Source organism: Flavobacterium sp., assembly GCF_017744675.1.
Classification (GTDB): domain Bacteria; phylum Bacteroidota; class Bacteroidia; order Flavobacteriales; family Flavobacteriaceae; genus Flavobacterium.
Map to the genome: position 1 here is coordinate 296,815 of NZ_JAGIAV010000001.1, position 14,900 is coordinate 311,714.

General features: G+C 33.4%; 11 protein-coding genes. 4 read left to right on the forward strand and 7 right to left on the reverse strand.

Annotated features, from left to right (window positions below; translation table 11 throughout):
- Positions 1-44: 44 nt before the first annotated feature.
- From J7574_RS01350 to J7574_RS01370, 5 genes are all read right to left on the reverse strand, one after another.
- Positions 45-743 carry a response regulator gene (locus J7574_RS01350; protein ID WP_290963150.1) on the reverse strand — a complete coding sequence of 233 codons (699 nt, stop codon included), beginning with the start codon at positions 741-743 and terminating at the stop codon, positions 45-47.
- Positions 733-2,703, reverse strand: coding sequence for an ATP-binding protein (locus J7574_RS01355; RefSeq protein ID WP_290963151.1), 1,971 nt, complete (start codon positions 2,701-2,703; stop codon positions 733-735). Before J7574_RS01355 ends, J7574_RS01350 begins: the two co-directional genes overlap by 11 nt.
- A gap of 179 nt (positions 2,704-2,882) precedes the next feature.
- A complete protein-coding gene (locus tag J7574_RS01360; RefSeq protein WP_290963152.1) occupies positions 2,883-3,143 on the reverse strand; it encodes a hypothetical protein in 261 nt (86 codons plus the stop codon).
- Between the two features lie 175 nt (positions 3,144-3,318).
- Complete coding sequence (locus J7574_RS01365; protein WP_290963153.1) at positions 3,319-4,128, reverse strand: LytTR family DNA-binding domain-containing protein; 810 nt, start codon at positions 4,126-4,128, stop codon at positions 3,319-3,321.
- A 269-nt stretch (positions 4,129-4,397) separates the two neighbouring features.
- A complete protein-coding gene (locus tag J7574_RS01370; protein ID WP_201999387.1) occupies positions 4,398-5,939 on the reverse strand; it encodes a glycine--tRNA ligase in 1,542 nt (513 codons plus the stop codon).
- A 98-nt stretch (positions 5,940-6,037) separates the two neighbouring features.
- Between J7574_RS01370 and J7574_RS01375 the strand changes: the two genes are divergently transcribed.
- Entirely contained in the window at positions 6,038-6,718 is a 681-nt protein-coding gene (locus tag J7574_RS01375) for a ComF family protein (protein WP_290963154.1), read from the forward strand.
- Between the two features lie 18 nt (positions 6,719-6,736).
- On the opposite strand, the gene J7574_RS01380 is transcribed toward J7574_RS01375, so the two are convergent.
- Positions 6,737-9,409, reverse strand: coding sequence for a reprolysin-like metallopeptidase (locus J7574_RS01380; RefSeq protein WP_290963155.1), 2,673 nt, complete (start codon positions 9,407-9,409; stop codon positions 6,737-6,739).
- Between the two features lie 192 nt (positions 9,410-9,601).
- Here J7574_RS01380 and J7574_RS01385 point away from each other — a divergent pair, with 192 nt between their 5' ends.
- The 3 genes from J7574_RS01385 (at position 9,602) to J7574_RS01395 (ending at position 12,098) form a co-directional block, all read left to right on the forward strand.
- Complete coding sequence (locus tag J7574_RS01385; protein ID WP_290963156.1) at positions 9,602-10,549, forward strand: bifunctional riboflavin kinase/FAD synthetase; 948 nt, start codon at positions 9,602-9,604, stop codon at positions 10,547-10,549.
- Positions 10,550-10,647: 98 nt separating this feature from the next.
- On the forward strand, positions 10,648-11,085 hold the full coding sequence (locus J7574_RS01390; RefSeq protein ID WP_290963157.1) for a hypothetical protein: 438 nt from the start codon (positions 10,648-10,650) through the stop codon (positions 11,083-11,085).
- Between the two features lie 143 nt (positions 11,086-11,228).
- Positions 11,229-12,098 (forward strand): cupin-like domain-containing protein, encoded by an 870-nt coding sequence (locus J7574_RS01395; protein WP_290963158.1) that lies wholly within the window; start codon positions 11,229-11,231, stop codon positions 12,096-12,098.
- A 45-nt stretch (positions 12,099-12,143) separates the two neighbouring features.
- Here the strand turns inward: J7574_RS01395 and J7574_RS01400 are convergent.
- A partial coding sequence (locus J7574_RS01400; protein ID WP_290963159.1) for a T9SS sorting signal type C domain-containing protein occupies positions 12,144-14,900 on the reverse strand: 2,757 nt, incomplete at its 5' end.

Below are 14,900 nucleotides of genomic sequence, written 5' to 3' on the forward strand. Positions count from 1 at the left end.
GAATTTGGAATTTTTTATTGGTTTTTATTTTTTGGAATTTTATACTAAAAGAGTCCCTTGCTTTTTGCTTCTTTTACCAAATCTAAATCAGAACCGCTTCTTATTTTCAGTAATTCTTTTAAATGTTTTTTTCGTTTTTCGATCGCATTTAAGGAAATCGGAATGTTTTGCAGCATTTCATGAATTGAAGTTCCTTTTGCCAGATGAACCAATAGCTGTTTATCGTACTGGTCAATCTCTATTGCATTGTGCGTTGATTGATTCAGCATTTTTAGAACCGACTGGCTGTAATATTTTTCATTTTTCATTACCATGTCAAAAGCCAAAAGCAATTCATCAAAAGTAAGATCATTTTTGATAATCAATCCGTTGGGTTGAATTGTTCTTATAATGGTTTTTATTTTTAGCAATTCTGTATACATGGTAAGAAGAACAATCTTGCATGAAGGCATTTTTTTCAAAAGCAATTTAGCAAGGTCTTCTCCAGAAAAAATCTCTTTTTCTTCGTAAGCAGGCATACTGATGTCTAAAAAAGCAATATCAAAATCTGGTGTATTTTCGTTTTCTATGATATCGTAGCCCGATCTGCAATCGTGTGCCTGCGAAATTAAAAACTCATATTTTTTTGGATTATATCGAGTTATGGCATTTTTGTATCCTTCAATAATAAACGGATGGTCGTCTACTATTAAAACATTCTTCTTAATTAATTGTGGAACTGAGGCTTTTAAATCAAATGTCATTATTATGCAGGTTAGAGTTTGGGTCTATTGGGATGTTTATTGTGAGAGTGGTTCCTTCTCCCTTGGCAGATTTTATAGTAACTGTACCCTTACATTCTTTTGCTCTATATTCTATGTTTTGCAGACCAATTCCGTTTTTGGTTCTTTTGGTATTAAATCCAATTCCGTCATCTTCGATGATTAAAACCAAATTATTGCCTTCGTTTTTAAACTCTACTTTAATAATATCAGCATTCGCATATTTATTACAATTTTGGAGTCCTTCTTGAACAATTCTATACAAATTGATTTTTTCAATATTACTTATCAAATCCCATTTAATCTCAGGATCGAAAGACGTAATTAATTTCGAGCTATACGTATTTCTCTGATCTTCAAACAGTTTATTCAAAATCGAAACAAAATTATTAATTAATTCTGATTTTTCTCTATTTAGGTCATGTGAAATTTCTCGAATATCCTGCTCAACATTTTTCAGTTCGGTCAAATACTTTTTTCTTTTAGAAATCGCTTCGTCTTCGTCTAATTTTTCCAAACTGTCCAAACTTATTCTAATACCAAACATGCGGCCCAAAACGCCATCATGCAATTCTTGTGCTACTCTTTTCTTTTCTTTTATTCGTGTTAGCTCAATTTCATTCTGTTGCGAAATCATCAAATTGTAAATATCTTCATTGGCAATCTGCTGCTGCTGCTTAAAAATAAGTTCGCGGTTTTTGGCTTGCTGTGTTTTGTAAACATAAAAGAACAGTCCGATCAATGTACAAATGCTAAATACATAAATCAAGGTTTTATTCTTTTCCTCAAGACTGGAATTTTGATCCTTTATTTCGTTGGTTTCGTACTCGATGCGAGAGAATTTTTCTCCCATTTTGCGTTCGGCCTTTAGCATTTGGTCATTAAGCTTAATATATTCTCGAGAATATTTTGATGCATTTTCTGGATCAATAAGCGCTATTTGTTTAAGTACATCTAATGTGTTAGCTATTTGGTTAGATTTTCTTGACAAAATCAAAGCCTGATTACAATATTCAATGGCAACGAGAGTATCTTTTTTGTAAGCAAAATATTCAGACAAATGTAATTTACTTAACACGACTCCCGATTTAAGCCCAAGTGTATCTCGTATTTTTAGTGCATTATCAAACTCAACAAATAGATTTCCCGTTTCTCTTAATCTAAATTTAGAATAGGCCAAATTATCTAAAATAATGGCATACAACTCCTTATTCTCTCTATATAAATTCTCTTCATCTAATGCTTTTTGAAAATAAATTTTTGCATTCCTGTAATTCCCTTTTTTTAAGTTAACATAACCAATATTATTTAGAGATGTTGCTTTCAATTGAAATTCTGTAGGAATGGATTTATCATCTAATATATTTAAAGCATTATAATGAAACTCAAACGCCTTTTGGTATTCTTCACGTTCGTTATATAGAAGTCCTAATAAATTATAACAATCGTAAAGCAAATCATTTACATTTTTCTCCTGTTTTAAAATTCGTAATGCTTTAAAAACACTAATTTCACTTTCAAAATAATCTCCCCCGTTAAACTGAAGATTTCCTTTATTCAAAAATATCTTCGCTAAATTAATTTTATCGTTTATTTTTAAATATATTTTTTCTGCTTTGAAATAGTTCAAAAAAGCACTGTCAGATATTGATTTAGAAACATAGTAGTCTCCCAAATAACTATAAGCTTTTGCCATATTAACAGAGTCCTTAGAATTTATAGATCTTTCCAAAATTAGTTTGGTAGTCAGAAAATATTCCTTCCAGCCACTCATGTTATAATATCTGTTAGCAACTTTAAAAAGATTTACTTTATTGATAGAATCATCTTTTTGATCTAAAATTATTTCAAGGGCTTTCTTATTGTAGTTTTTTTTATATTCCAAGGACAGATTCACATCCTTAGCCTTAGATAGGTAAATAGCAAGACTATCTTTTTGCAAGTCTATATTTTTAGAATCTTTGTTATTGACACAACTCAAAACAAAGCAAAAAAGGAATAATATTATGCAATTTTTTTTCAATATCGCTTAAGAGTTTTACCAAAAATAGTAAAACTATAGACACAAAAAAAAGGCTGCCCTTTTTTGGACAGCCTTTTTTTTGTCTATATCTATTTTTCTTAATCTAATTTTACAGTTACTCTTTTAAATTGACTATCTGCGGCAAAGCTACTTAAATGCTTAGAATTTATTTTTGCTTTATTTTCTAATGAGGCAAAATCAACTTTTTGTCTTCCCCCATTTGTAGCACCGCCACCTAAAACAGGAGGATTAATCTCCGTCATTGAAGCTGATAATTTATTAGAAACTTCTGGAGCTACAAAAGAAGTTGCTACTACTATTAAAGAAAATAATCCGATTGTTAAAGCTGTTTTTTTCATGACCTGAGGTGTTAATGTTTGTATTAATTTTTGGAGATGATTCGCTGTTTGCGTGCGAATCAGAGTGTAAAACTAACACCAGTATGAAAAAAAGTTTATACAAAAAATAGAGTTTATAGTCAATCATACCCAATTGATAGTCAATGGATAGCAAATTGATGTAAATATCTAATTTTTAGACTTCTAGATAATTTCCTGCTGCAAAATCGGCAATAATCTGCTCAACATTTGCTTTGTAGGTTTTAGAAAAAGGAATCTTTTTGGTAGAGTTTTTTATGTAACAGATTGAGTTTCCGCTATGAATCCTTGAAATGTAATTTCGATTAATGACATAACTGTTATGAATTCGAATAAAAGGATAGGTCAAAACTCCTTCAAAATGCTTTAACGTTTTAAATGCCGTAATCATTTCACCCGTATTCAAATAAATATCCGTCGAGTTATTATCGGCCTGAAAATAGCAGATATCATCAGCATTCAAATACCGGTAATCGCCATACGATTTTATACAGATCGTTAATGGTTTCTGAATATTTTGCGGAATGGTTTCTGCATCTACCATAACAGAAATCGGTTCTTTTCTAAACGAACTCATTTGAGCCTCTAAATTGGCTCTATTGAGTTTCAAAACTGTTTTTAAGAGATCGTTTGGTGCAACAGGCTTTAATAGATAATCGAAAACGCCGTATTGAATGGCTTCAAAAGCTTTGTCTTTTTGTTTGGTGGTAACGATAATCTTAGGAATCTGCTGAAAAAAGCGATGAAGCTCGCTTATAAAAGCCAGTGATAAATGACTTGACAGGTTTTTAGGTTCGATTTCGAGAAAAATCAAAGCGGGTTTATGTTCTAAAACCAAATCTAAACCGTCTTGAAAATTTGATGCCGATGCCATAAAAGATAATTCTGAAAAACCTGAAGCGGTTGTTTGGGTTCTCAAAATACTCTCAGCGTCATCATCAATTATAATATACGAATACTTTTTCAATTTTGGTTTTTGTTGGTTTTCTCACTACACAATCATAATCAAAAAATTACATTTAATTTGCGGTAATGAAGAAAAAATTACTCTTGTTGATATTATAAATTTAAAATTACGGATTTAAATATCTCAAAAAACTCATTGTTAACACATTAGAGCCGAATGTTAATACATAAGGATGAAATGCAAAAAAAGCCGATAAAATACCTATTTTAAAAAATAAAAATCCCAAACTCCTTAACGGAATTTGGGATCTATTGTATAACTTGTAAAGATTACATTTTCATTAACCAGTTTTTCATCGAAACTTCGTTTTCGATAATACCTCTTAATTCAGTAATTTTTACGCGATCTTGTTTCATTGTATCTCTATGACGAATTGTTACCGTTTCATCTTCAAGTGTTTGATGATCTACTGTAATACAGAAAGGCGTTCCAAGAGCATCTTGTCTTCTGTAACGACGTCCTACAGCATCTTTTTCATCATAAGCCACATTGAAATCCCATTTCAAATCTTCGATGATTTTTCTCGAAACTTCTGGCAAGCCATCTTTTTTAACCAATGGCAATACTGCTGCTTTAGTTGGCGCTAAAACTGCTGGCAATTTTAAAACTGTTCTTGTAGAACCGTCTTCTAATGTTTCTTCTTTTAATGAAGTTGCAAAAACAGCCAAGAACATACGATCTAAACCTACAGAAGTTTCTACTACGTAAGGAACATAGTTTTCGTTTAATTCAGGATCGAAATATTGTAATTTTCTTCCAGAATACTCTTCGTGTGCTTTTAAATCGAAATCTGTACGAGAGTGAATTCCTTCCAATTCTTTAAATCCGAATGGGAAATTAAATTCGATATCAGCTGCTGCGTTTGCATAGTGAGCCAATTTCTCGTGATCGTGAAAACGGTAATTTTCTTTTCCTAATCCTAAAGATAAATGCCATTTTAAACGCGTTTCTTTCCAGTATTCGTATGATTTCATTTCTTCTCCTGGACGTACAAAAAATTGCATTTCCATTTGTTCGAACTCACGCATACGGAAAATAAATTGTCTTGCTACAATCTCATTTCTGAACGCTTTACCCGTTTGAGCAATTCCGAAAGGAACTTTCATACGACCTGATTTCTGAACATTTAAGAAGTTAACAAAAATACCTTGAGCTGTTTCTGGACGCAAATATAAATCCATAGCATTTTCTGCAGATGCACCTAATTTTGTTCCGAACATCAAGTTGAATTGTTTTACTTCTGTCCAGTTTTTAGAGCCTGTTTCAGGATCAGCAATTTCTAATTCTTCGATCAAAGCTTTAACATCAGCTAAATCTCCAGCCCCTAAAGAACGTCCTAAACGCTCTCTAATTTCTTTTTCTTTAGCTAAATATTCAATTACACGAGCGTTTGTAGTTACAAATTCTTGTTCGTTGAATGCATCTCCAAAACGAGCTTTTGCTTTCTCAATTTCTTTTTGCGCTTTTTGGTGAATTTTTTCAGCAAAATCTTCAACCAAAACATCTGCTCTATATCTTTTTTTAGAATCTTTATTATCAATTAATGGATCATTGAATGCATCAACGTGACCAGAAGCTTTCCAAGTTGTTGGATGCATCAATATTGCAGCATCAAGGCCGACGATATTTTCATTCATCTGAACCATTGATTTCCACCAATATTCACGGATATTCTTTTTTAATTCAACGCCGTTTTGTGCATAATCATACACTGCACTTAAACCATCATAAACTTCGCTTGACGGAAAAATAAATCCGTACTCTTTTGCGTGCGAAACCACATTCTTAAATATATCTTCTTGTTTTGCCATAGTGATGCAAAAATATAAAAAGTACCTATATAAAAAAGAAAAATTATGAAGTTTGAAGTGCCGATTTTGTTACTTTTGTAAATAAAATCTCTCTTTTTGTGATTAATTATCTAATAAATCTGTTTTTCCCGAAAGTCTGTAGCGGATGCAGAGCTCTTTTACTTCAAAACGAAACTGTTTTCTGTACTATCTGTAGACATGAAATGCCTCTAACTTACTATCATTTAGATCCAAAAAACGAAGCTATTAAAAAATTTTACGGCAAGATTGATATTCAATTCGCCTCGGCATTTTTGTATTTTAATAAAAAAGGAATCGTTCAGGAATTAATTCATAATTTAAAATACAAAGGTCATCAAGAAATTGGTACTGTCTTAGGAAGCTGGTATGTCGAGGATTTAAAAGAACTTCAATTTGAAATTCCTTTTGATGCCATAATTCCAGTTCCTCTCCATAAAAGAAAATTTAAGGAACGAGGCTATAATCAAGTAACTACTTTTGGAAAAGCGATTGCCTCTGGTTTTGAAATTCCTTTTGAGGAAAATATTTTAATTCGAAAAATTTATTCTAAAACACAATCTAAAAAGAATCTTTTAGGAAGATCTGAAAATATCGAAAACATTTTTGATGCCCAATTTACCGAATCCGATCATAACAAACATTTCTTAATTGTTGACGATGTACTTACAACTGGCGCCACAATTGAAGCTTGCTCCAGAGCTTTATTAAAAATTCCTGGAGCAAAAATCAGTATGATTTGTATGGCTATGGCACATTAAAGTTTAAGCACTTTAAAATTAATTTACCAAAATCTTTTTGACTTCTTTCCTATCTCCATCAGTAACTGTTACAAAATAAAGACCTGATGGAACATCTGGCAATTGAATATCTTGAATAAAATAACCTGATCCTTGAAAAGTTCTTTCGTAAACGTATTTCCCTGTAATATCATTCACATACACTTTAATCTCGCTTACTGAATCTCTATCAAATTGTACAGTAAAACTTCCTTTATTCGGGTTTGGATAGGCAACAAAGCTTGCGTTATCAAAATCTGAATTTCCTAATGTAAATGTCTTACTGCAAATATTTACCGAAGCAGAATTTATAGTTCCAAACATTCCAACAACAGCATCACGAACTTTAAAACCCCAGTTGCCTTGAGGATTTTCTCCGTTAAACGCGCTTAAGGCACTAGCAGGAATTACAATCTGACTGGTCGTTGTGCCACAATTTAATGCAGATCCACTGTCATCAAACTGAAGTGCAAGTGTTGAATTTGTTGAGCCACAACTTTTATTAAATAAAGATACAACAGTGCCGCTCGGACTTACAATTTGGATTTCAAGATCTTGAAAGCGTTCATGGGTAACATTAACAGAAACATTTACATCTGAAATAGTTCCTGTAGAAGACACGTTTACCGTTTTATTAATAAAAGAAGTGCTTGTTCCTATTGAATAACCACCTGGAAAATCATAAGAAGAACAAGATGTTGAAACCGTATAACCCAAAGCAAATGGTTTACTATTTATAGCATAGTAAATATTGCCAACAGGTTCAACCAGAAGCCTACAGTTTGTAGACGCCTCAATTTCTGACGGAATCAATATGGTTTCTGTACCATCGTTTGGTGTATTACTTGCTAAAACAATTGGAAATGTTGCGCCGCCATCAAGAGATAATTTAATATTCACATTGGATGACCCTGGAAGTATATTAGTATTATTTACACTCCAATTAATCGTTTGTGCAGAACCTTTTGCCCACCCTAAATTATCGTCTGCTTGCGAAGTTACTGCAAACGGTCCTGCTGCGGCAGTAACAGTTACCACCATTGCATCTGTATTGGTTTGCGGAATTCCTTGTGTAGCATTATCTCTTCCTGTAAGCGTAAAATTCATTGTTTTTGCAATAGAAGAAACAGATTCCCAACTTGTAGTCAGCTGATTATTTAGCACCGAGCTTAAGGCTGGCATATAACGAACAGGCGAAGTTGTTGGCAAGAAGGATCTAAACATTGGCCCATCTGGTTTTGTGGCATAGGTAAAACTATTTCCTGCAAAAGCTGTTGTTGCGCTATCGTATTGTTCCCATGTATACGTTATAGAATTTCCTTCAGGATCTGAACCTGTTCCTGTTAGAATAAATGGTGTGCTAATTGGAATTGTATAATCTGAACCCGCATTTATAACTGGAGGATTATTATCAACAATAGGCGTTGATACTGGACAAGTTTTTCCCTCTAGATTATTCTGTATTTGATTAATACTCGCATAAGAAAAATAAGCATCGGAGTGATCTTGAATATTATATCCCTTTGTTACTCCCGCATATCCCATAATAGTAGAACCACTTCCAGGTTCGTAACAAGTTCCTAATCCCTCATTTGTGTATGAATAAATATGTGAGCCACCAAGCTGATGTCCCATTTCATGAGCGACAAAATCAACGTCAAAATTATCGCCTTGAGGTTTTCCGTCAGCTGGAGATGTAAAAGCACTTCCTTTTCCTATAGGCTGACTAGATGTTGGACTCACACAAACACAACCAATGCATCCTGCGTTTCCTCCTCCGCCAGAAGCGCCAAACAAATGACCAATATCATAATTTGCTTCACCTATAACGTTCGTTAACGTAGTTTGCACTTCCTTTGCCCAAGGTCCGCCATCTGCCGCACCTACTGATGCCACAGAATAAGGATCTGTAGCGGCATCTGTATATACAACCGCATCATTATTGGCTATTAAAATCAATCTTACTGCAAGATCTCTCTCAAAAATACCATTTACTCTAGTTAAAGTGGCATTCATTCCAGCCAAAGCCCCTGCTTTTGTTCCGCCAAAATAAGTGGTATATTCTCCTGTACAAGACAATGCCAATCGAAGTGTTTTAAACTGTTTAGCATTAGAAGCTGTTTTTGCTGTAATTGAAGTTTTATTCTCAAGAAATAAATTGGTTGTTTTACAATTCAAAAGCATTTTTGAGTCTGCGTTGTCTGCCGATTTAAATACAACATACTCCGATTTATTCTCAGGATTTTGCTCAATATATTCTGTTGGTTTTGCTGTTCTAAAAACCATTGTCTGCATTCCCATTGGAGCAACACTAAAATGTATTCGAGCATTTTTATCGTCTATTCCGCGACCTTCATAAGATCTTATTTCTGGATATTTTGCCTGTAATTCTGGGTCAAAATTAGACGCTTCCCAAACCGCAAAACGCTCTAGATTTCCATCAGTATTTGGAATTGTAATTTCTGATGCTGCACTTTTTGCAGTTTTACTTGTTACCGAAGCCAATTTTGAACCAAGAAGATTGGCATTAAGCCTGTAATATAATTTATTGGAACTTTCTCCATTAGCTTTTCTCAAAAGAGATGACGAAGTCACTTTTTGCCACAAAACATCCTGTGCCTCAACATTGGCAAAACAAAAAATTAAAAATATACAAAGTAGTTGTTTTTTCATACTCTTAAAATATAACATCAAAATTACTTGAATTAATTAGAAATCAAATTATCTATAAGACAATTATTGCTTTTTAATCGACGAGTTGGCTTATTTTTATAAAAAGATAGATTATACGTTAAAATTCGATTTAGCAGAGCATTAAATTTAAAAGAGAATAGTATAAATTTGCAGCATCTTAAATAATTTGTTTTGAAGCTCTTTCATTCTATAAACGATTTCCAGTCAATCAAGAAAACTATCTTAACTCTTGGCACCTTTGATGGTGTGCATATCGGTCATAAAAAAATTCTGGAGCGAATTACGCAACATACTGAAAACGGAAAATATGAAAGTTTAGTACTTACCTTTTTCCCGCATCCGCGAATGGTTCTTCAAGAAAAATCGGAAATAAGATTGCTGAATACTATTAATGAAAAAATAAAGCTTTTGGAAGCAACTGGAATAGAAAACTTAGTTGTTCATCCTTTTAATGAAAGTTTTTCAAGATTAACGGCCGAAGAATTTGTTCGCACTATTTTGGTGGAGAAATTTCAGATTCAAAAAATTATTATTGGTCACGATCATCGTTTTGGAAGAAATAGAACTGCTAATATTGATGATTTGATTGCTTTTGGAATTGAATACGGATTTGAAGTAGAACAAATTTCAGCCGAAGAAATTCAAGATGTTTCCGTTAGTTCGACTAAAATTAGAAAAGCTTTAAATGAAGGAAACATGGCTTTGGCCAATGAATATTTAGGATACAACTATTTCTTGAATGGAACAGTTGTAAAAGGAAAACAGCTTGGAAGAACAATTGGTTTTCCTACAGCAAATATTCACATCGAAGAAGACTACAAGCTCATACCAAAAATTGGTGTTTATGTGGTAAAAGCAACTGTAAACGAAGAAACTATTTTTGGTATGATGAATATTGGTTTTAATCCAACTGTGAATGGCGAGAAACAAACTATTGAAGTTCATCTGTTTAATTTCAATAAAGACATTTACGATCAGAATATTCAAGTTTCTTTACTGCATTACATTCGCGAAGAACAAAAATTTAGTTCTGTAGATGCTTTAAAAGTCCAACTTGATCAAGATAAAATTGATTCTTTGGCTTTTATAAACTCTTCTTTAAAAAACCTGACAGCATAGTTTTTACTGTTTTTAAATCTTCGTAGCTAATTTTTTAGTAAATTTGATAGAGCATTGTTTCTCAAACATTTACTATTAACTTCTAAAAAATAACCACTATGAAATTACCTAAAGAAATTACCAATGGGTTTTTGATTTTCCTCGGAATTGGCATTTATTTTTTATTAATGAATGTACTAGGTTTAGCAGATTTGTTTTATTTGAGAACACTCAACGTTTTCTTTATATTCTGGGGGGTTAACAGGACCATGCAAATGAATCTTCGTGAAGGTGAAACTGATTTTCTATCTAATGCCATTTCTGCAATGACTACTTCTGTAGTTGGTGTATGCATGAGTGTATTTGGCTTATTGGTTTATAGTTATGCTCGAGGCGGAGATGCTTATGTAAAAACTTTGTCTCAAACTTTCATGTTCGGAGGAAATCCATCAGTTCCAACTTATTGCATCTGTCTATTATTTGAAGGAATTGCTTCTTCTGTAATTGTTACTTTAATGATGATGCTAATCTGGAGCAACAAATATGCAGCCGATTAATCTGCAGAAATCTTAAGAAAATACTTTTTAAATGCACCTTTTGGGCATCGATCAGATCAAAAATTTAGCGAAAAGAGATCTTAATTCTCAACAAATATTTTTAAATTGCTTATAACTTATAAGCAATTTTTTTATTTATAAAAATGGAATTAAAACAAATTGAAAGGGTAAAAAAAATCTCAAGAGACGATTTTGTTTCCCAATATGTAAAAAAGCAAGTTCCTGTTGTTATCGAAGAATTGACCGAAGATTGGCCAGCTTATAGCAAATGGAAATTATCTTATATAAAAGAAATCGCAGGAGATTCGATCGTGCCTTTGTACGACGACAGACCTGTAAATCATGAAGACGGATTCAACGAAGCGCATACCACAATGAAAATGAGCGATTATATCGACTTATTAGAAGAAAAACCTACCAATTACCGCATTTTTCTTTACAATCTAATGAAAGAGGTTCCTTCATTAAAAAATGACTTCTTATGGCCTGATATTGGGTTAAAATTAGTGAAGCAAATGCCAATGTTATTTTTTGGAGGAGAAAATTCGAAAGTGTTTATGCATTATGATATTGATTATTCTAATATTCTTCATTTTCATTTCCACGGAGAAAAACAATGTATGATTTTCCCTCCAAACCAATCAAAATTTATGTACAAAGTGCCTCATGCTTTAATTTCGAGAGAAGACATTGATTTTGACAATCCAGATTATGAAAAGTTTCCTGCACTCAAGAATGTTGAAGGTTACATTACCAATCTGAAACATGGTGAAATGCTTTATATGCCAGAAGGCTATTGGCATTATATGAAATATCTAACGCCAGGATTTTCTATGAGCTTGAGATCATTTCCAAAAAATATTGTCAATTTATCCAAAGCAGCATACAATGTTTTTATTATGCGTCACTTTGATATCATGATGCGAAAAATTCAAGGTCAAAAATGGATTGACTATAAAAATGAAAAGGCAATTACCAATACGCATCAAAATTTACAGCGTACCATTAATTGAATAAAAAAGCGGTTGAGTCTCAAAATTCTCAACCGCTTTTTTATTTTATCTGAAGACTATTTTTCTAATTACTGTTTTTCCGTTTTCTAAAGTTATTTTTACCAATAAAACTTGAGGCCCAGACTGAAAATTTGGTATAACCCATTCCCTATTTCCAATTTGTTTTTTGCGATATAACAATTTTCCTCCAGTATCATAAATAGCTGTTTCTTCGAGATTCTCCAGTTCAGAAATAGATTGCAGCTTAATGTTTTTATCTTTTACTGAAACGAAAATTTTCTGATCTTGATTTTCAAAATCTTCATTAGCTAATGGTTTTCCTTCATTCGCGTTTTTATAGCGCAAAACAAAACGATTTAAAAAAGTTCCCGGTGCTGACGTAAATGTGTAACTTCCTGTTTTAAGGTTATGAATAGTTTTGGTTACATTGTCTTGCAAATAAATATCCTGATTGGTCAAATCTCCATCAGTATGGTCTATCGCAATTGTAAATTTGCCTGTTGGAATAGTAGATTTATATCCTAACGGAATTGTATCTGTTGCAACAAAAGGAACTGCTCTTCCTTGGATAACTAATTTTTGTCCCTCATTAATACTATAAAAATCAACATACGGATTTGCATTCAAAGTAATAGCATCGTAATTAAAATCAAAAGAGTTTGTCGCGCCAGTTACATATCCAATAAGCAGTTGTTTAAAAGCTCCTTCTGTATTTGTTAAATTTAACCATACACGATGTTTTTCTACAACCGGAGTAACCGAAGTTTTATAAAACTGACTATTACGACTAGGTACTCGCATTGAATTTGTGAAAACCCCATTTTGTCCTGTTTTTGATTTAGCAAAAAAAGCTTGTCCTGCAGCAATATAACCAGCTAACGGTGTCTGATTTCCAGGTGAAGGTGCACCAATACCGCTTAGATTACCAACTGTCGTATCGCCCGATAAATTGTAAATGGCATAATCATCATTGGTATATTTATAAGTGTTACCTCCTGGGTCAGTTATTTTAGGAGATGTGTTATGAGTCCAGAAAAATAATGTACCATAAAAATTAGCTGCATTATCATGGATAAATTGATCTGCATAAATTGCCGAAGGATATGGATTTCCAAATAAGCAAAATTTTTCAGCAATTGCTGGTGGCCCTTGGATTGTTCCATTATTTGGCACTCCAACAAATTCACCATTGAAAACACTAGGTGTTACGGTATCAAAAGATTGGGGTCCCCTAATACTATAACCATGACCCTTAACCATTTCTTCTGCTCCATTATAAACGGTTGCCCAGCCCCCTGCGGCAGTAAATTTAAAATACTTGTCTCCCAATGTATTTGGTGAAAAATCGTGTAAGGTAAAAACTGGATTTCTTGTCACTGGAGAAGACCAATAAGTCAGATCAAATCGTCGTACCGATGTTTTTCTTCTATATGTTATATTACCGACATTATCTACATCAGCAATTTGAACTAAACTTGAACTGTTTTCAAAAATCAAAATTCCACTACCAAGAACACTTACTTCGTTAGTCACAGTTATCGAATTTGTTTCTTTTACAGTTAGAGATCCATTATTCTGAATCGTTAATCTACTGGCAAAAACGTTTGAATCAGTTCCAGAAATAATAGGATCAACACCTACGTCAGGAATATCTATACAATCAGAAGCAATAGGTACTCCTGCTGGTGTCCAATTTGCTGCATTCCCCCAATTGGCATCAACATTTCCATTCCATACTTTAGTAATTGAAGGATTTATTGGAAGTGATGTCGATGGTGATTCACAACCCGTTGCAACATTCTTTACTTGTACATTATAAACCCCAAAAGATAATCCTGCAAATATTCCTGAAGTATTGCTAAAATCTACTCCATCTATACTATAAGTATATCCCGATCCTGGTGCTGGTGAAGTAACTGTAATTACACCTGTATTATTAACGCAGCTTGGCTGTTGTGTCACAGAAGCTGTTGGAGCAGCCGAAACTGGATTTACAGTTAAGGAAACGCTCTGATTTACCGAACAACCGCTTGAAGTTGTAATTGTCATTACACCATTATAGGTTCCTGAAGAAGCATTTGCCGGAACATTCACATTAATAATATCTCCCGATCCTGAACTAAAAGGAAATGGTGTGGATGCTTGATCTGTTAAAGCAATCCAATCAATAGCATAACTAGTTGGAGAACCAGTTGTTGAATTATAGCTTAAAGTAGTAGTTTGAGCCGATGAACTTTGACAAACTGGAGCAAAAACTCCTGCAGTACTTATAGTTGGAACACTATTAATAGTTAAAGAAATTAATTGTGTCGTTTGGCAGCCGTTTGTTGTAAAAATAGTCATTACTCCGCTATAAGTTCCTGCTGGTGCATTTGCAGGAATAGTAATATTGTTGATGTTTCCTCCTCCTGAATTGAAAGAAAAAGTAGTAGTTCCTTGATCATTTAATACTGCCCAATCTATTGAATAACTAATCGGCGAACCAGTTGTTGCAGAATATGGTAAAGAAGCTGTTTGCACAGATAAATTTTGACAAACTGGAGTTAGATTCCCTGTCGTTGTGATTGTGGGAACCGCATTAACAGTTACCGTAAAATTATTCGCCGCAGATGTGCATCCGTTCGCATTGCTTACCGTCAGAGTTCCCGTGTATGTTCCTGCTGCGGTATTGGCAGGTATGGCTATAGTAATCGGACTTGCAGGCAAAGCCGCATTTGTGACTGCCAGAAAACTATTCGCTGGACTTGCATTCCAAGTGATGCTGTAGGTCGTTGGCGAATTAGTGGTTGCACTATAAGGCAG